General features: G+C 73.7%; 10 protein-coding genes. 7 read left to right on the forward strand and 3 right to left on the reverse strand.

Annotation, left to right across the window (positions count from 1 at the left end; translation table 11 throughout):
• Positions 1–14: 14 nt before the first annotated feature.
• A complete protein-coding gene (locus tag ACSRUE_RS32190; RefSeq protein ID WP_441286930.1) occupies positions 15–2,930 on the reverse strand; it encodes a hypothetical protein in 2,916 nt (971 codons plus the stop codon).
• Positions 2,927–4,651, reverse strand: coding sequence for a hypothetical protein (locus ACSRUE_RS32195; protein WP_441286931.1), 1,725 nt, complete (start codon positions 4,649–4,651; stop codon positions 2,927–2,929). The genes ACSRUE_RS32190 and ACSRUE_RS32195 overlap by 4 nt, the downstream gene beginning before the upstream one ends.
• A gap of 461 nt (positions 4,652–5,112) precedes the next feature.
• On the opposite strand from ACSRUE_RS32195, the gene ACSRUE_RS32200 reads away from it, so the two are divergent.
• The 4 genes from ACSRUE_RS32200 (at position 5,113) to ACSRUE_RS32215 (ending at position 13,008) form a co-directional block, all read left to right on the forward strand.
• Positions 5,113–6,444, forward strand: coding sequence for a PP2C family protein-serine/threonine phosphatase (locus ACSRUE_RS32200; protein WP_441286932.1), 1,332 nt, complete (start codon positions 5,113–5,115; stop codon positions 6,442–6,444).
• 406 nt (positions 6,445–6,850) lie between these two features.
• Positions 6,851–7,870, forward strand: coding sequence for a hypothetical protein (locus tag ACSRUE_RS32205; protein WP_441286933.1), 1,020 nt, complete (start codon positions 6,851–6,853; stop codon positions 7,868–7,870).
• A gap of 308 nt (positions 7,871–8,178) precedes the next feature.
• Positions 8,179–12,237: a serine/threonine-protein kinase gene (locus tag ACSRUE_RS32210; RefSeq protein ID WP_441286934.1), complete on the forward strand. Its 4,059-nt coding sequence runs from the start codon at positions 8,179–8,181 to the stop codon at positions 12,235–12,237.
• A 33-nt stretch (positions 12,238–12,270) separates the two neighbouring features.
• The gene (locus ACSRUE_RS32215) at positions 12,271–13,008 is read left to right on the forward strand and encodes an OmpH family outer membrane protein (RefSeq protein ID WP_437768046.1); all 738 of its coding nucleotides are present in this window, start codon (positions 12,271–12,273) and stop codon (positions 13,006–13,008) included.
• Positions 13,009–13,125: 117 nt separating this feature from the next.
• Here the strand turns inward: ACSRUE_RS32215 and ACSRUE_RS32220 are convergent, their stop codons facing one another.
• The gene (locus ACSRUE_RS32220) at positions 13,126–15,237 is read right to left on the reverse strand and encodes a hypothetical protein (protein WP_441286935.1); all 2,112 of its coding nucleotides are present in this window, start codon (positions 15,235–15,237) and stop codon (positions 13,126–13,128) included.
• Between the two features lie 64 nt (positions 15,238–15,301).
• Between ACSRUE_RS32220 and ACSRUE_RS32225 the strand changes: the two genes are divergently transcribed.
• The 3 genes from ACSRUE_RS32225 to ACSRUE_RS32235 all read left to right on the forward strand — a co-directional run bounded on the left by ACSRUE_RS32225 (position 15,302) and on the right by ACSRUE_RS32235 (position 19,271).
• Positions 15,302–15,754 (forward strand): hypothetical protein, encoded by a 453-nt coding sequence (locus ACSRUE_RS32225; protein ID WP_441286936.1) that lies wholly within the window; start codon positions 15,302–15,304, stop codon positions 15,752–15,754.
• Between the two features lie 67 nt (positions 15,755–15,821).
• Positions 15,822–17,282 (forward strand): hypothetical protein, encoded by a 1,461-nt coding sequence (locus tag ACSRUE_RS32230; protein WP_441286937.1) that lies wholly within the window; start codon positions 15,822–15,824, stop codon positions 17,280–17,282.
• A 240-nt stretch (positions 17,283–17,522) separates the two neighbouring features.
• A complete protein-coding gene (locus ACSRUE_RS32235; protein ID WP_441286938.1) occupies positions 17,523–19,271 on the forward strand; it encodes a glycoside hydrolase family 43 protein in 1,749 nt (582 codons plus the stop codon).
• The last annotated feature ends 15 nt before the right edge of the window (positions 19,272–19,286 follow it).

Raw genomic sequence — 19,286 nt, forward strand, 5'->3', positions numbered from 1 at the left:
GGCCGGCAGGCGGCTCAGCGGTACCGGCGCGCCACGGCGACGTCGCGTGAGCTCAGCAGGAACAGGCCCTGGACCGAGCCGTCGGTGACGGCGAGCTGGCCCGTGGCCGGAACGAGCTGGATGGACTGCGGCTGGAGCTCCGGTGTGTCGCTGATCTCCGCGAGGTCCAGGGCGAGCGGCGTGAACGCGCCCTGGGTGGTGAAGCGGAACTGCATGTCCTGCTCGGGCACGCCGCCCGTGACCGCGAACCGGAACATCGGGTTGAGGAACGCTCCCACGTCACCGTCGGTGACGCGCCCGTCGCGCGGCGTGTGGACGACGCGCCCGTTGAACCGCGAGAGGCGCGTGTCGCACGAGTTGCGGCAATAGCCGCCCGCAGGATCGGCGATCACGTGGTGCAGGAAGCCGGCGCCGTTGCTCCGGACGACCCACTGGCCTCCGGCGCGGATGCCGAGCTGCACCGAGCCGGCGAAGCAGCACGCCGCGAACTCGACCTCATTCCTGGGCTCGAGCTCGAGGTGGTCCTCGTAGGCCTCGACGACGCGGAGCGCCGGGCGCGACGTGATGACGCTGCCGTACTTCGCGTTGCAGGTGTCGAACGAGCAGACGGCCGGGTCGACGCTCTTCCAGTAGGTGGCGTCTTCGTCCGGGAGCTCCGACGTGATCTGCGCGAAGTCGGCGAGCTGCTCGGCGCGGGTCTCGGCCTCGCCCTCCGGGACGCCCGCGGCCTTGAGCTGCGCCGTCACGCTGGTCAGGCTCTGCACGCCGCGGCGGCAGAAGCGGGCGTCGGTGCCCCTCAGGTGGAGGTTCTCGTCGAAGGCGATGGAGGCCCGGGTGATCGACGTGAGCACCCCCTCGTACGTCACGGTCCACGTCTCGTTGGCGATGTGCACCCGCGGGTCCTCGAGGTTCATCGTCAGCGCGTGCTGCGGCCCGCCGGACCTCAGCACGAGCCCCCGCTCGTCGAGCTCGCTTTCAGCGCTGTCGCTCGACGCGATCGCCTCGCGCTGCACCCCCACCGCGAGCGCGAGGTCAGGCGCGGCCCCCTCGGACGGGAACGTGGCGCGCATCTTCGGGCTCTCGCCGGAGAGCGGCACGACCGCGCCGCTGCGATCGTAGAGGATCGGCAGGCCCTGCACGCCGGGCTCGATCTGGCCGGAGCCGTCGCTCGCCACGATGTAGGTCTCCGAGCGGACAGCGTGCGGGAGGACGACGTTGCACGACGCCTCGCCGCTCGTCTCGAGCGGCGGACCGCTCGGCGAAGCGTCCGCGCCGCAGCCCGCGCGGGCGCTCTGGCGCTCGGGTCCGCGGCAGGCCGCGTCGAGGTCGTCGATGTCGACGATCGCGACCTGCCCGTTCGTGAGCGCCATGTACGCGAACGTGCCCCGGAGCTTCAGCGGGCCGGCGCCGGAGTCGCGATCGGTCGACGTGCGGTACAGCGTCTCGAGGTCGCACGACGTGACGCTGCTGTCGCACGTCCTGAGCTCCGGGAGGGGGCTGCACCGGATCCCCCTCGGCACCACGCCCGTCGCCGGGAGGCTCCTCGGGACCTCGCGCTGCACGATCGCGAGATCGCGGACAGGCGCCGGCAGGCGGATGCGGTCGGGCGGCTGGAACGGGTTCCAGTCCGGGTTCTCGCGAGAGAGCGGCGACCGGCTGGACGCGTCCTCGCCGACGTCGTCGCTGACGTCGAAGACCATCACGCTGCCGTCGCCGGCGTCGACCGCGTAGAGGTAGCGGTTGAACTCGGGGGGCGACGCCTGGCTCACCGCGAGGCGCCTCGTCGTGACGACGCGCCCGGGGTCGAGCGTCGACGCGGGCAGCAGCGGGGGCTGCTCGCGCGGCTCGCAGGGCGTCGGGAGGTCGACGACGTGGATCACAGGCGCGTCGAGATCGGCGATGAACAGCCGGTCGCCGGAGAGCGCGAGCCCCGCGGGCCGGGGCTTGTCGAAGGCCTGCTCCGGGCTGGCCGCGACCGCCGGCCGAGAGCACGACACGTCGTCGGGCGACACGTCGCCGGGCGGCGGCTCGTCGGGCGGCGCGGCCGGCGGGAGCGAGACCTGGAGAGGGACCCACCGCTCCACCTTGCACTCCTTGAAGCCGCCGTCCTTGTAGTCCTCGTGCTCGAGGAGCGTCTGCGCGTCGATCACGACGAAGCCGCCGAGATCGGGCAGGGTCACGAGGAGCTTCTGCCGGCCGCCGCCCTCCATGGCGAGGCTCCCGTTCGAGGTGGCGCAGACGTCGTCCACGAACGCGCCGGGGTCACCAGGCGGGGTCGGCTTGACGTCGTACGGGGGGAGGCCGGCGTCACACGAGCTGCGCACGTTGCCGTCGGCATCCGGCGGGTCGGCGAGGAGCAGCATCTCGCCCGGCGCCGAGGGGAGCGAGCAGGCCGGCCAGGAGCTGAGCGACGGGACCGGGCAGCCCTCGCGCGGCAGCACCTTCGCCGACGGGAGCGCGTAGATCCCCGCGCGCCCCGGCTCGGCGACGGCGACGAACGACGCGGTCCCGCCCGGCGTCGCGACGATGTCGACCGGCTGCGCGCCGACCGGGAGGAAGCTCGGGGCGGGCGTGCCCGTGTCCCGATCGACGATCAGCGAGGACTCGGTCGTCAGATCGACGACCGCGACCTCGCCGCGCGCGGTCTGCGTGACGAGGCCGTAGAGGTGCGGGAGCGTGGCCCTGCCCCCGTCCTTGGCGTCGACCTCGTAGTCGGTGGACGACTCGACGGTGCCGGACGAGCAGTCCGTGATCGGCAGCGAGCGCATCACGCCCGGCTTGTCGGGATCCGGCCGGTCGATGGCGAGGCAGACGAAGGCGCTGCGGCCGGACTGCGCCAGGGCCTCGACGGGGACCGGCGTCGCCTCCGCGGCGCACCCGGCGAGCGCCAGGGCGGAGGTGGAGGCGACGAGCGCGAGGCGCGGCTTCATTGGGACTCCCGGGGCGGGACAGGCGTGCCCACCGTGAGGATCATCGTTCCGAACGTGTTCGTCTTGCGCATGTCGAGGTTGACAACGCCGAGGTAGGAGTCGGTGAAATGCGCGATGTACATGAGGGAATAGGGGTCGCAGCCGGCGCTGCCCTGCTCGCATGCGCAGCGCTCCTTCTCGTCGCCGCACGCGGACCCCGTGTCGAACGCGAGCGCCTGCGGCCCACGCCCGGTCTTGATGACGGCGTCGACTTCGCGCGCTTCCGGGTCGTAGGAGAACGCGAGCCCAGCGTCGAACGCGAGCGCGAAGATCCTCCGGCGAGGCACGCCTTCCAGGTCGATCACCTCACCGATCTCGATCCGAGACGGGTAGGCCCCGAGCACGACGGCGTCGTGGAACGCGATCGTGTCGAACACCGAGGCCCGCTTCGCCGCGGGGACGTCCGAGTCCCTCTTGACCAGCGTCGTCGTCAGCTCGCCGATGAGCAGCGAGTTCGGGCCGCGATGCGCCACGTACACCGGGATCGGGATCTCCACGCACCGCTCGAGGCACTCGGCCACGTCTGCGTCATCCGCGCAGCCGTCCTCGCACGCCTTCCGCTCGCTCGCGTCGAACGCGATCCCGCGGGAGTTGGTGCCGCTCGCGAGCGCGGTGATCCGCGTCGGGGTCGACTCGTACAGGCGCGGCGCCCCGCCTGAAGCGGCGTCCTGATAGCGGAGCAGGCCGAGCTCCGGCGCCGCGAGGTACGTGACCGCGAACGCCGGCTGGTCGTCGATCGCCCACCCGCTCTGCTGCAGCGCCCCGAGCACGCTCGGGCGCGGCACGGCCGCGAGCTCCGTCGGCCCGAAGGCGAGATCCGTGAGGACGTGCGCGAGCTGCGGCCGCTCGCTCGCTTCCCAGCGGTTCACGATGACGCTCGCGGCGTTCTCCGTCTGGTGCGAGACGACGATGCTCGTCCCGTCCGGGCCGGCGGCGATCCCGAACGGCTCCAGCGGCAGCTTGCGCCGGATGAGCTCCCGGCCCGGGTCCTCCCCGATGCGGTGATCTCGGCTGCAGCGCCCGCCCGACGCGCTCGCGCCGCAGTCCAGCTGGAAGCAGGCGTCACCCTCGCAGCGCGGCGCGCCGGCGTCGTCGGACCGGTCGTCGGCGACGTCGAAGAAGGTCACCGAGGGGTCGCCGCGCACGGGCACGAACAGGCGCGCCTGCCGCTCCGCGCCGGGGTCGGCGCCCTCGCCGCTGAGCGGCCTGTGCACGAGGAGGAGGTTGGACGCGAACGCGCCGATCACGGCCGAGCTCCGGACGACCTCGTCATCGCCCTCGAGGGCGGAGATGTCGAGCGGCCCGCACGGCCCCGGGTAGAGCGACGGCGCAGCGTTTGTCGCCAGCCCCACGTTCTTGCACGCACCGCGCACGCTGGCGTTCTGCCCGCCGGGAGCGAGCTCCGACTGGAGCGTGAGCGCCCGCTTGCGCAGCCGCTGGAGATCCAGCGCCTGGACCGTGCCGCCGTTGAACTGGAGATCGAAGTCCGAGTTCGCGACGTAGAGGACCCGTCCCCCGGGAGACGCCGCCAGCCCCGTCGGGTAATAGAGCCCCTCGACCGGCGGCGGGAGGCCCTCGCCCTCGACGAAGCAGCCCGCGACCCCGAGCCCGCCCACGATCGAGGCCGCGAGGACGACGCCAACGATGCGAGGTGTCTGGAGAAGTGTGCGGGCGAGCTTCATGCGGGCGCGGAGACTAGTCAGCACCAGGAGCACTGGCAACCCGCTCCGCTCGGTGGGTTCGTTTGCGGCGGACACGCGCGGGCGCGCGGCGCTCCCGGCGGGCCTCATGGCGAACGAGCGGCAGGCGCCGCTGCGAAGGCCCTCGCTCCTCGCGCGCACCTGCCGCAGCGCAGCACGCCCGCGCGGCCTGCCCCGGGTGAGCGCACAGCCCGCCAGGCGCAGCCTCTTCCTGGCGAGGCGCGCTGCTCTGGGCGAGGCGCTCTGCAGCGGTCGCCCGTCACGGGGCGGGCAGCCCTGCGGCGGGGTGAGGTGGCGCTCCCCGCGCCGGGTGGTGCCCAAGGTGCGCCCCTGCAGTGTGAGCTCCGCAGGTCAAGTTCGACCAGGATCGATCGCCGTCGTCCGTCCCCCTGCACGTTGATCTCGGAGACGCGGCGCGCCTTTGCTACGTTGGTCGCCGGGACATGGCCGATCTCGCAGCCGCCCTTGTCATGGGAATCGCCCTTCTTGGGCTGATCTATTGGTATTTTCGCTCGAACAACGGCGACCGGGCCCGTCCTCGCGCGGCGACGGCGCTGACGCAGGGGGGCCCAGGAGCCCAAGCCCTCGACGAGGGGGAGGGAGATCTCGAAGATTCAACGACGAGGCCAGGCACAGCAGGGATGCGGGGCGACACGCCCGCGGGCGAGAGCGCCCACGCGAACACCGCAGGAGGTCACGGCCGCACCGAGCGGGTCTCGAGCGCCGACTGGAAGCGCTCGAACGGCCCATCGCGCTGCGACGACGACGACGCGTTCGACGATGACGACGACCTCACGCTGATCACGCTGGCGCCGCCGGAGGTGCTGCAGAGCACGATCAAGCGCGCGAGCGTCCCGTCGTACGGCGGCGACGACGACGACGATGATGATGATGACGACGGGCACGAGCGCGAGGAGCCGTCCGCCGTCCCCATCATCTACGACGACGAGGCAGCCGTCGACGAGCCGACCAGCTCGTCGCCGCTCCTGCTCATCAGCGCCGTCGGCCAGACAGACCCCGGTCAGAAACGCAAGAAGAACGAGGACTGCTACCTCTGCCTGGACGAGCACTACCTGTTCGCCGTGGCGGACGGCATGGGCGGCCACGCGGGCGGCGACGTCGCCAGCCGCCTCGCGGTCGACACGATCGCGCGCGCGTTCAAGGATCAGTCGTTCGTGGAGAGCGACGCGGAGAGCCCCTACCCCGACGTCCCTCGTCGCGGCAGCGAGCTCGCGGTCGCGATCCAGCAAGCGAACCAGGCGATCTACGAGCGGGCCCACGCCGAGCGGAGCCTCACGGGCATGGGCACGACCCTCGTCAGCGCGCGGTTCTCGCCCAACAAGCAGCGCCTCTACATCGGCCACGTGGGCGACAGCCGCTGTTATCGCCTGCGCGACAACGAGCTGACGCAGCTCACCACCGATCACACGATGGGCGCCGCGGGGATCACCGGGCCGATGGCGAACCACCTGAGCCGGGCGATCGGAATCTCCCCCGCAGTCAAGGTCGATCTGATCATCGCCCGGCCCCACCCCGGCGACGTCTACCTCCTCTGCTCCGACGGCCTCTCGAAGATGACGAGCCACGAGGCGATCCGCGACATCCTGCTCGCCGAGCCCGATCCCGAGAAGGCGTCGCAGGCGCTCATCGAGAAGGCGAACGCGGGGGGCGGGCGGGACAACATCACCGTCATCCTCGTCCGCGTCAGCGACCCCAAGGACCTCGCGCGGCTCGCCTCGCGCGCTGGCGCCAGCGCCGGCGCCAGCGCTGGCTGACCGCTCGCCGGCCCCTTCCCCCCTCGCCCCCTCCCTCCCCTCCAGCGAGATCGACCGCGCACGGCGCTGACCGAGAGGTCCGCGCGGCCGGCGGAGCATGCCTGCCGCGCGCAGGCCATTGCAGACAGCGTGTCTGCATTGCCACCAACCCCGACGGATTCTCATGCTCCGCGCGGGGCCAGCTGCGCGCATACGGACGAGTGGTCACGCTCGCCACGGATCCGGATCCCGCTCGCGCGTAATCGCGATTTCGCGGCCATTACCATTCAAGCGCTTCGATTATCACATCAATTGACGCCAGCCGGGATCGCGAAGAGAAACGACGTGAGCTCTTGACGTGCTTTGCCTCGAGAGCGCTTCATGGCGGCCACGGATGGCTCGTCCAGCGGAGCCGCCGACCGGGGATATGGCACGCTCCTTTCTCTGCATGATCGTCTTCGCCTCTCTGCTGCTCAGCGCGCCGTCGCGCGCGGCGGAGCCGGCACGCCGCGCGCTGCGGCTGCGCTACAGCGAGGATGCGCAAGCGGCCTCGTGCCCTGGAGAGCGCGCGCTGCGCGAGCGGATCCGGCTGCGCGTCGGGTACGACCCGTTCCGCGAGGACGCGACCGAGGAGGTCGCCGTCGCGATCAGGCCTCACGGCACCCACGTCGTCGCGACGACGACCTACCGGAACGCCGACGGGCGGGTCTCCGGCCGAGGCTTTGACCTCTCGCACGGAGACGGCGCCTGCGAGCAGCTCACCCAGACCGTCGCGGTCGCGATCTCCTTCACGCTGACGCCGTTCGCGAGCGACGAGCAAGCGCCCGCCGCGCCGCCTCGCCCGGAGATCGCGCCGGCGCGCCCGGAGCCCGCGAGCAGGCCCGGCGAGCCGTGGAGCTCGGCGCGGGTCGGCGTGGGCGCGATAGCGGGGCTCGGGGTGCCCGAGGGGCTGTTCGGCGGCGCCTCCTTGCTCGTCAGGGTTCGCTGGTCACAGAGCCTCTCCTTCTCGCTGGAGAGCCGGGGCACGTTCGTCGTCTCGACGCCGAGCGCGCTGCCGAGCGCGCTCGGACACGGCGAGGTGTCGAGCCCGGACGCCCCGAGCCCCGGCGGGAGCACGAAAGCGCGATCGCCGTACCCGCGCACGCACACGAGCGGCGCCTTCGCTCCGTGCCTTCACACGGTCGACCTGCTCGTCACCTGCGCGCTCGTCGAGATGGGCGTCGCGCAGGTCGGCGATCGGGCCGCCCCCGCCACCGACGTGTCCCTGCTGTTCATGGCGCTCGGGCTCCGCGGCGGGATCGAGATCGCGCTCAACGACACGCTCTCGTTCTATACCCACGCCGAGGTCCTCGCCGCGCTCGGGCTCGTCGACCACCCGCTCGCCGGCGCGCTGAGATCTCCGCGTCCGAGCGCTTCCCTCGGCGCCGGGCTGCTCGCGGGGTTCTGAGCGCACGGAGGGCCCCGCGCGGGCAGGAGGGTGGTGCGGACGGCGCGGCGGCGCGGATCCTGGCTGGAATTTTCGAGCGCCGCGTCCCGATCGCGCCGCTCATGGCGGCGCTACGCTGCGGAGCAGCACGACGATGGCGCGCGATTCGGGCTTCGGCCCAGGTCGCCCGCCGGCGCTCCGCGCCGCGCAGGGCGCCTTCTCGCTGGCATGAGGACGCGAGGTTCGCGTAGCCTATCCGGACGGTGCTCCCGGAGTTCACCGACCCGACCGACCGCTTCATGATCGAAGCCCGCAGCCGAAGCGGCGGAATGGGTGATATTTTCAAGGGCACGGATCAGAGCACCGGCGCCGCGGTCGCGCTCAAGGTCCTGCGCGCCGCCGCATCGCCCCAGGAGCGCGCCCGCTTCGCGCGCGAGATCTCGATCCTCGCCGATCTGCGGCACCCCAACATCGTTCAGTACGTCGCGCACGGCACCTGGCTCGACGGGCGCCTGTTCTTCGCGATGGAGTGGCTGGACGGCGAGGATCTAGGGCAGCGCCAGCGGCGCGCGCCGCTCGGCCTGCGCGACTCGGTCGAGGTCGTCCGGCGCAGCGCCGCCGCGATGGCCGCCATCCACGCCCGCGGCGTCGTCCACCGCGACCTCAAGCTCTCCAACATCTTCCTCGTCCGCGGCAAGGGCACCGCGATCAAGCTGATCGACTTCGGCGTCGTGAAGCTCGCGGTCCCGGACGACTGCCCGACCGAGCGCGGCACGATCATCGGCACCCCGCATTTCATGGCGCCCGAGCAAGCGCGCGGCGAGGCGGTCGACGCGCGGGCCGACGTGTACTCGCTGGGCGCCGTCCTGTTCCGCCTGATCACGGGCAGGAACGTGTTCGAGACCGAGAACGCGATCGCCCTGCTCAGCCGCCTCGCGGTCGAGGATCCCCCGCGCTCGCAGCAGATCCGCTTCGACGTGCCCGAGGCCCTCGACGAGGTGCTCGCGCGCGCCATCGCCCGCGATCGCGAGCAGCGGTACGAGAACGGCGGCGAGCTGGCGCGCGCGCTCGCGCGGGTCGGGGAGCTGAACAACGATCCCCCCGCGACCGACAGGTCCGCCTCGATCGTCCGGCACGCGGCCGCGCAGGAGGTCATGCCGGGGCCCGCCGGGCCGGGCGACGAGCGGCCGCAGGTGCGGCTCGCCAGCAGCGAGCGGCGCGTGATCGCGTGCGCGCTCTTCGAGCTGGGCGCCGGCCCGCTCCGCCCCGCGGTGGACGCCGCGCTCCGCGAGGTCCTCGGCGACGACCCGCGGTTCGAGCCGCTCCCCGACGGGAGGCTCGTCGCGGCGCTCGGGGTGGAGCGCTCGCGGGGCGACGAGGCGGCGCGCGCCGCGCGGGCGGCGCTGACCGTGGCCCGCTCGACGCCGGGCGCGCGGGCCTCGGTCGCGGTCGGGCACGCCGTCCGCGGCAGGGCGAGCCTCGCCGGCGAGGCGCTCGAGCGCGCCGCACAGCAGCTGGAGTACGCGGCGCCCGGCGCGGTCCGGATCGACGCCCACGCGACCGCGGCGCTGGAGGGGCGGTTCGTGGTCCAGGAGGACGCGCGCGGCGGCGTGATCATCCACGAGGACGCGGCCGGCTTCGACGCGCGCAAGCTCGCCGGGCTCCCCGCGGCGCTCCTCGGGCGCGAGCGCGAGCTCGCCAGGCTCCAGGGCATCTTCAGCGAGATCGCCGAGGACGGCGCGCCGCGCGCGGCGATCGTGACGGGCCCCGCCGGCATCGGCAAGAGCCGCGTCCGCGCGGAGCTGATCCAGCACCTCGAGACGGCGCCGCACGCGCCGATCGTCCTGCTCTGCCGCGGCGACGCGATGAGCCAGGGCGCTGGCCTCACGACGCTGGGCCGCGCCCTGCGCGCGCTCATGGGCATCCGCGACGGCGAGCGCCTCGAGGACCAGGTGCAGAAGGTGAGCGCCCACGTGGCGATGCGCCTGGCCCGCCCGCTCCGCTTCCTCGCCGGCTTCATCGGGGAGCTCGCCGGCGTGCCCTTCCCCGACGAGGGCAACGAGCCGCTGCGCGCGGCCCGCGAGAGCCCGCAGCTCATGGAATCGCGCACGCGGATGGCGGTGGAGGCGTTCTTCCGCTCGAAGTCCGAGACCGCGCCGCAGATCCTGGTCATCGAGGACATGCACTGGGCCGACAGCACCACGGTCGAGCTCGTCGATTGGCTGCTCGGCTGCGCCGATCTCCGCTTCGGGGTCTTCGCCTTCGCGCGGCCCGAGCTCTCCGCCCGGTTCCCGTCGCTGTGGGAGCACCGCGACGTGACCCGCGTGACGCTCCCGCCGCTGTCTCCGGAGGCCGCCGATCGGCTCGTGGCGAGCGCCCTCCCGCAGGCCGACGCGGCCACGCGCGGCGCCATCGTCCAGCGCGCCGGCGGCTACGGGCTCTTCCTGGAGGAGCTCATCCGGTCCGCCGCGGAGGGGCGCGACGGCGTGCCGCTCGGCGTGCAGGCCCTGGTGCAGGCCCGCGTCGATCGCATGTCGAGCGGGGTGCGCGGGGCGCTGCGCGCCGCGTCCGTCTTCGGCCAGGTCTTCTGGACGGCGGGCGTCGCGGCGCTGCTCGAGCGCGCTGTGGGCGCGGAGCTCGCCGAGCTGGAGGCGGGCGAGATGATCGCGCGCCAGCTGGAGCCGCGGGCTCCGGGGCAGGTGCAGTGGGCGTTCCGGCAGGCGGTCGTGCGCGACGCGGCGTACGCGTCGATCCTCGAGGAAGACCGCGCCGCGCTCCACCTCGCCGCGGCCGCGTGGCTCGAGTCCGCGGGCATCGATCCGGGGCTGATCGCGCGCCACGCCGAGGCGGGCGGCGACAAGGCGCGGGCCGCGCTGCTCTACGCGCGCGCGACGCGGGACCCGGCGGCGAGCGGCGCGGAGCTCGACGAGGCGCTCGACCGCGCGACGCGCGGGCTCGCCTGCGGGGCCGAGGGGACGACGCGCGCGGCGCTCCTGGTGCGCCGGGGGGAGCTCCTCGAGCTCCTCGGCCGCCTCGACGAGGCGCTCGACGCGGCGGAGCAGGCGTCGCGCCTCGCGCTGCCCGGCTCGGATCTGTGGGGCGAGGCGCAGCTCGTCGCGGTGACCTGCATGATCGAGGCGGGCCAGAGCGCCGAGGGCGACGCGCGCGCCGCGTCCGCGCTCTCTCCGCAGTTCGCGGCGGCGCTCTCGCGGTCGATCCGCGCGAAGCTCCTCGCGGCGCGCGTCCGCGCCCTCGCGGCGCTGGGCCGGCCCGCCGAGGCGCTCCGCGCCGCGTACGCGGCGATGGAGGCCGCGCGCGGGAGCGGCTCGACCGACGCGCTCCTCTACGCCCGCGAGGCCCACCTGGCCGCGCTGATGCACGTCGGCGATCTGGCCGCCGCCGCCTCTCTGGGCGCGTCGCTCGTCGCGGACGCCGACGAGGCCGGCGACGCCGTCATCGCGGCGAGGGCCCGCGTGAACACCGGCTCGGCGCTGAACCAGCTCGGCCTGTTCGAGGAGGCGCAGGCGCTGCTCGAGCGCGCGCTGCTCGACGCGCGGAGCCGGAAGCTCCGGGCGATCGAGGGGTTCGCGCTCCACAACCTCGGGATGTCGTGCGCGCGGCTCGGCAACATCGAGGAGGGCGTCGCGCTCGAGCGCCAGGCGAGCGAGATCGCCGACGCGTGCCAGATCTCCCGCCTCAGGATCGTCGGCCGGCTGTACGAGGCGCTCTTCCTCGTCTGGCGCGGCGCCCCAGGTGACCACGCGACCGCCCACGGCGTCGCGCGCTGGCTCTGCGAGGAGGCGGCGCACCACGCGGCCGCGTTGCAGGCGATGGCGAGCTTCGCGATGGCCCGCGTCCAGCTGGCGCGCCGCGAGCTCGGGGCCGCGGTCGACGCGGCGCGCGAGGCCTCGCGCCACCTCGCGGGTGGGCCCATCGAGGAGTGGAGCGACGCGATCCGCGTCACGCTCGTGGAGGCTCTCCTCGCGATCGGGGACGAGCGCGAGGCGAACGCCGCGCTCGACGCCGCGTTCTCCGCCCTGGCCGCGCGCGTCGAGGCCCTGCGAGATCCCCGCCAGCGCGACGCGTTCCTTCGGGGGAACGACGACGTCGGGCGTCTGATCGCCCTCGCTCGAGAGCGCCTCGGCCGGTCGCTGCCCTCGACGTCGCGGCCGCCGCACGCGGCGGACCCGTCCGCCCAGCGGGCCGGGGCGCCGTCGCGGAGCAAGGTCGCGAAGACCACCGGCGCCTCGGTACGGAAGGAGCGCGCCGAGGCGCCGAGCAACAACGATCCGGCGGCGCACCGGGGCGCGAGCCCTGCGCAGAGCAAGGACGCGCACCCGGAGGGCGCGGCGGCGGCAGCGCACGAGAAGGGCGCGCCACGTTCTTGACGTTGGGTGGCCGGGTAGCTAAGGCCATCCGCGATGCGAAACAACGCTCCTGAGCGGCTCGTCGCGCGCTGTTCCACGTTCTCCACCCCTGCGCGTCCGGCCGGCGCGAGCCAGGGTGCTGCGCTGGCAGCCCGCTCGACCTCGGGCCGGTGGCTCACGGCGCGCGTCCTGCCGCTGCTCGCGGCCGCGGCGCTCGGCAGCGCGGCGCTGCTGTCGCCCGCGCCCGCGTCGGCGCAGTCGAAGATCGCCGTCGTCGACGTGCGCCGCGCCATGCTGGAGACCGAGGAAGGGCTCCGCGTCCAGGCGACGCTCAAGAAGCTGTTCGACAGCCGCCAGGTGGAGCTCGACACGAAGCGCCGCGCGCTCGACGACGAGCGGGACAAGCTCGACAAGGAGGCGCAGGCGGGCAAGACGCCGAAGGACGTGCTCCAGCGCAGGTTCGAGACCTGGCAGCGCCAGGCGGCCGAGTTCCAGGCGACGACGCTCGACGCCCAGCGCGAGATGCAGCGCAAGGAGAGCGAGCTCACGACGCCGATGCTGCAGAAGGTGCTCGGCCTCCTCCGGCGCCTCGCGGCGCAGGAGGGTTACGACCTCATCCTCGACAAGTCGGCCGTGCCCTACTACCGCGCCGATCTCGAGCTCACCGATCGCGCGATCCAGATGTACAACAGCGGGCAGGCCGGCGAGGCGCCGCCCGCGAAGGGCGCGCCGCCGGCCAAGGGCGCGCCGCCCGCCGCCCCGGCGAAGCCGGCCGCGCCCGCCAAGAAGTAGCCGCGCACGTCGCACGAGGGGCGCCGCGTGGCTCACGCCGCGCGGCGCGATGTCCTCCGGGCCGAGCACCGCGCCCCTCCTCGCGCTCGGCTCGGCTCGCCGACGTCCGCGCGCCGTTTACCCTGTGCGCCGGCGAGGCCGCGTCCAGCGGCCCGGGGCGCCGGAGGCGCGCGCCGCGATCGGCCGCCAGGCCTGGATCGCCTCCTCCTGCGCCACCACGAAGTCGTGCGGATCGAAGCGCACGAAGTGCCCGGTGCGGAGGATCAGCTCGCGCTGGAGCAGCCGGCGCTCTCCCGGGGTGACCCGCCCCGTGTCCAGCTCGTCGAGCACGACCTCGGGCGTGTAGGGGCGCCCGCGGCGGTAGCGCGCGCTCATGTCCCAGCCCTGGCAGCGCTCGCGCCAGAAGGCCCGCCAGCGCGCGGCGTCCACCGTGGGCTGCTCCGTCATCTCCGGCGCCGGCGCCTCGGGCAGGTCGTTGGGATCGCTCACCAGCTGCGCGAGCTTGAGCTCTCGAGGCTCGCCCACGTCGGGCTCGGGCGGATCGGCGACGAAGATCTCCTCGTCCTCCACCGCGACCTCCTCCCACATCCCCGCGCCGGTGATCCGCTCCAGCGCGTAGGCCGCGGCGAGCTTCACGTCCCCGTCCACGTCGCGCTCGAGCAGGTCGATGAGCAGCGGCGCCGCGGCGGCCGCTCCAGCCCAGCCCACGGCGAAGATCAGGCCGCGGCGCGGCGCCTCGGCGACGCGCGAGGCGAGCAGCCGCGCGTCGGCCTCGTCGCCGGCGAGCGCGAGCAGGAGCGCCGCGCCGTCCGCGCCGTCGGCCTCGTCCAGCGCGCCGCGCAGCGCGGGCGGGGCGTGCGGGTGATCCGAGAGCGCCATGGCCGTCCAGGCGGCCTCGCGCAGCGCCGGGTCCGGCGCCGCGGTCGACGCGAGCGCCCGCTGGATCAGCTCGGGCAAGCGGGGGCACGGCGTGCAGCCGAGGTGGTGGAGCGCGCACGCCGCCACGGGGGCCTCGTCGTCCGACGCCGCCGCGACGAGCTCGTCCTCGGTCGCGAAGCCGCGGTAGGCGAGGACGTCGATCGCCATCGCGCGGACCAGCGGCTCGCCCTCGCGGAGCAGGCTGCGGAGCGCGAGCGGCAGGTGCTCGTGCGGGACCAGCTTCAAGGCAGCGCCGAGCGCGTCGATGAACGCCCTGTCCTTGCCGCTCCGGAGCAGCGCGAGCTCGGCCGCGGCGAGCGCGTCGCGGCCGGCGAAGCAGCCGAGCACCATCGCGCCCGCGAACGCGACGCTCGCGTCCTTCACGGGCGCGTCGGCCACGAGCCGCGGCACGTGCTCGAGCGCCGGCGCCCCGATCGCCGCGATCACGTCGATGGCCGCGAGCATGCGCCGCTCGAGGATCAGCGCCCCGCGGAAGGGATCGCCGAGAAGCGGCGCCCGCTGCATGCCGACCATCGCGACCTCCTCGAAGCACTCGCGGGCGCGGGCGCGGAGGAAGGCGAGATCGTCGATCGCGTCGCCGATCTCGGGCGCGAAGCCCGGCGGCACGGGGCGCGCAGCTCCCTCGTCCGGGCGCGCCGCGGGCGGCCGCACCTCCGCCGCCGCGGGGAGCGCGCCGGGCGCGGGCGCCTGCTGCTTCAGCGCCTCGACGGCGGCCGTGAGCTCCTCGAACGTCCGCGGCCGCGGGATCGGCGGCGGCGGCTTCGCGACGAGCTCGGCCGGGGGCGGCTCCGGGACCTTGATGAGCGGCGCGAGCGACGCCCGCTGGACCGCGTGCAGCCGCGGCCGGTCGCGGCTCGCCAGCATCGGCGGCAGGTCGAGCGGCGGCGCCGGCGGCACGAGGGCGAGCCGCGCCGCGGCTTGCTCGAGCCAGCCGCGCGCGCCCCGGAGCAGCTCGTCCACCGCCGCAAAGCCGGCGTCGAGCCCGAGCGCCTGCCCGATCTGCGCGGCGATGTCGTCGGTCTCCGCCAGGGCGGCACGCACCGCGCCGAGGGGTTCGGCGCGGCCGTCGAAGGCGTCGTAGATCGCGCCGAGGGCCCGCTCCAGGGCGCGCGCGGGCCCGGTCAGGTCGGTCACCGGTTCGACGTCGTGCTCGAGCGACAGCGCTGCGCGGCGGAGCGCGGCGTGCGCGTTCTCGAGCTTGTCGTGGGCGAGCACGTCCGTGCCGGCGGGCGCGGAGGGCTGCCCCTCCTGACCGCCGGGCGCGACGAAGGGCAGGTATGAGAAGGACACGCGCCATGAATACACCTGCGCGAAGGGGGCCCCAAGACGCGCGCTGAGGTAGCCTGCCCGGACGATGAAGGATGCTCCGCAGAGCGCGCAGAACGTCGACGACGTCGAGGTGTACGCGACGCTGGCCGCCCAGCTCGCAGACCCGAGCGCCGACCGCGCGGCGCTCCTCGCGGCGCACGGGCTCGACGAGGCCGGCTGGGAGGCGCTCGACGACGCCTGGCAGGCGCGGCTCTCCGAGGCGGACGACGACGACGGCGAGGAGGTGGGCGTGCCGCCGCTCGTCGTCGCCTTCGCCGAGACGTTCGCGAGGGTGCAGCGCGCCCGAGCGAAGAGCGAGCTGTCGTTCGAGCGCTTCCTCGAGGCCGCGCGCGGGTTGAAGCGGGGCACCGACATGGCGACGGTGCTGAGCCGCCTGGACCTGACGCTCGAGGACTACCTGAGCGCGCAGCAGCGATGGACCGCGGCGATGCTCGAGGACGACGCGCTCATGGCGCGGTTTCAGCGGGCGATGAGGTAACCGGGACGGCCGCGGGGCGACATCGACCGGGCCGCCGCAGCGCGCCGCCCGACGGTGACGAGGGGGTATGTTCGTGGACATGGTGGGGCGCGACGAGGAGGTCCGATCGATCCGGCTCGAGGAGCTCGCCGCCGTGGCCGGGGCCCTCGAGGCGGGCCTGCCGCGCGACGAGGTGCTCGCGGACGCGGGGCTCTCGGCCGCCGCGTGGGAGGCGGCGCGGGAGCGGTGGATGTCCAGGCTCGCCGCGCAGGCCGCGCGCGGGCAGCTGCGATCGAGTCGCCGGTACCTGGAGCTCGTCGCCGCGCAGAAGCGCCGCGCCGAGGAGAAGGCGCGGGGCGCGCGCAGGAAGCTGGAAGGGCCGATGCCGGTGGCGCCTGCCGCGCGCATCGCCCCGCTGCAGGGGGCGCCTCTGGATGGGGCGACGCCGCCGCCCGCCGCGGGCGTGAGCGACGAGGGGGCTGCGCGATCTCCCTGGGCCAGGCTGAATGCCGCCGCGCCGCGGCCCGGGGTCGTGCAGCCTTCGCCGTTGCCGCCGGCCGTGCCTTCGCCGTTGCCGCCGGCCGTGCCTTCGCCGTTGCCGCCGGCCGTGCCTTCGCCGTTGCCGCCGGCCGTGCCTTCGCCGTTGCCGCCGGCCGTGCCTTCCGCGTCGCTGCTGCCGGCGGTGCCGTCGCCGCTGCCCATGCCAAGGCTGGAGCGGCCATCGACTGCGCCGCGAGCCCGCATGACGCTCCTCGGCACGACGCCTCTCCCGGGCCGGGATGCGCTGCCGTTCCGTCAAGACGTGTCGAGCGCGCCCGCGGTCGAGGGCACGACTGCGTCACCGGCAGACAGCCCGGAGATGGACACGACGGCCATCGGCACGGTCGGCGCGCTAGGGGCCGACAGAGCCTTGCCCTTTTCAGGCACGGCCCCGTTACCTCCGCTCGATGCCGCTCTGCCCTTCTCGCGACCGGCCCCGTTGCCTCCGCTCGATGCCGCTCTGCCCTTCTCGCGACCGGCCCCTGTGCCTCCGGCCGACAACGCCTTGCCCTTCTCGCGCCCGGCCTCCTCGCCGCCGGCCGCCAATCGCCTGCCGTTCTCGCGACCGACCCCCTCGCCGCCCGCCGACAACGCCCTGCCCTTCGCTCGTCCGGGCCAATCCCCCGCGCCATCGCGGCCCGCCAGGGGGGATATCGCTCCGCAACCGCCCCAGATCCCGACGGGGAGCTGGGCCCTTCCCTTCCTTCAGCCAAGCGCCGCCGAGCCATCCGCGAGCCCCACGCCCGCGGAGCCCACCGCACAAGCGCACGCCGGCATGGAGGACGACGAGACGATGCGCCGCGTGGCGCGCATCTCCCTCGCGCGGTACGCGCGCCTGTGCGCCGACCTGCGCGACCATCCGAATCACATCCCGCAGATCCAGAGCCACTATGGGTTGACCCCGCAGAGCTGGATCGCGCTCCACAGGATCTGGCATGAGCGCCTCGAGGCCGATCCGGCGCTCAAGGCGCAGTGGCAAGCGCTCATCGACCAGAGCGCGCAGGGCTGAGGACACCCGCGCTCGAGTCGGGCGCCGTTCAGCGCCGGCGTCGAGACGAGTCGAGGCTCGCCGCGCGCCGGTCCATTTTGATTGACATCGGCCATGTGAACGTTCACATTTGACCACCAGGGACATCCTTTCGCTTCGCCCTGGAAGCCTGCGCTCGGGACCTCGCCTGTACCAGTTCGGGGGCGAAGCGCCGCCCGAGCGGCCATGCTCAAGGGCTCTGGACCAACAGGTAAGGTGAACATGCGTCGCTCACGTACATTGGCGAGAACGGCTTGTTGCGGGTTCGCGCTCACCACGGTCGGGCTCGTCGCGAGCCCCTCCGCGCTGGCCGATTACCCCATCGCCTCGCACCGCTACCTCGCCGACCCGGCCTCGCTGGTGCACGACGGGCGCGTCTATCTCTACGGCTCGAACGACGACGACAACGTCAAGGCGGACGGCTCGGACGACGGCTACAAGATGGCCTCGTTCGTGGCCATCTCGAGCAGCGACATGAAGAACTGGACCGACCACGGGGAAGTGATCCGCGTGCCCCGCGACGCCTCCTGGGCGGCCAACACGTGGGCCCCCTCGCTCGTGGAGCGCAACGGCAACATCTACATGTACTTCGCCAACAACGGATCAGGTATCGGCGTCGCCAAGAGCGACAGCCCGACCGGACCGTTCAGAGACGCGAAGGGCAGCGCCCTGATCACCTCGAGCACCCCCGGCGCCTCGGGCCAGAACATCTGGCTCTTCGATCCGGGGGTCTTCATCGATGACGACGGCCAGGCGTACCTCTACTTCGGCGGCAACGGCGAGCAGAACGCGCGCGTCATCAAGCTGAACAACGACATGGTGAGCGTCTCGGGCTCGGCCATCGCGATGACGGTCCCGTACTTCTTCGAGGCCGCCTGGATGCACAAGCGGAACGGCGTTTACTATCTGTCGTACTCGACGAACCCCGCGAACGGCATGCGGATCGACTACCTCACGAGCTCGAGCCCCACCTCCGGCTTCACCCACCGCGGCACGGTGGGGCCCCAGCCGCCGAAGAACAACAACAACAACAACCACGCGGCAATCTTCGAGTTCGGCGGCTCCTGGTACCACGCCTACCACAATCGCTCCGTCGCCAACGACGCCGGCGAGCCCCCGGGCTATCGCCGGAACCTCGGGATCGAGTCGTTCACCTACAAGGAGGACGGGTCGATCGTGCCAGTGACCTACACGACGGACGGGCTCAAGCAGGTCAAGAACCTCGACCCCTACGCGCGCGTCGAAGCCGAGACCTTCAACGCGCAGCGCGGCATCGAGACCGAGCGCTGCGAGGAGGGCGGGATGGACCTCTCGCTCATCAACAACGGAGACTGGGTGCGCCTCCGCGGGGTCGACTTCGGCGAAGGGGCGGAGAGCTTCAGCGCGCGCGTCGCGAGCGGCGCGGAGGGGGGCAGCATCGAGCTCCGCCTGGATGCGCGCGACGGCAAGCTCGTGGGCACCTGCGCGGTCGGGGCGACGGGGGGCTGGCAGAAGTGGAGCGACGTGTCGTGTGCGGTCGACGGCGCCGCAGGCGTGCACGATCTCTATCTCGTCTTCACCGGCGGCGGGTCGAACCTCTTCAACATGAACTTCTGGCAGTTCTCGCCCGTCGGGGGCGAGGGCGCCGGCGGGGGTGGCACGGGGGGAAGCACGAGCGGCGGCGGTGGCGACGGCAGCGTCAGCAGCGTCAGCGCCAGCAGCGGCGGTGACGTCGGCGCCGGCTCCGGCTCCGGAGGAGCGCCCTCGACGGGTGCGGCCACGGGTGGAGGGTCCCCCAGCTCAACGTCAGCCGCCCAGGCGTCGTCGGGGGGCACCTCCGGCGAGGAGTCGGGCGAGCCGGCTGGTTGTAGCTGCCGCTCGGCGAGCCGCGCGCCGTCCGGGGGTGCCCTCGCGCTGACGGCGCTGCTCGCGGCGTCCCTGGGGCTCCGGCAGCGCGGCCGGAGGGGGCGTCGTCCGGGAGTGACGAGCTGAATCGGTAACCCAGGC

Origin of the sequence: Sorangium sp. KYC3313, assembly GCF_052075895.1 — a bacterium.
GTDB lineage: Bacteria > Myxococcota_A > Polyangia > Polyangiales > Polyangiaceae > Sorangium > Sorangium cellulosum_B.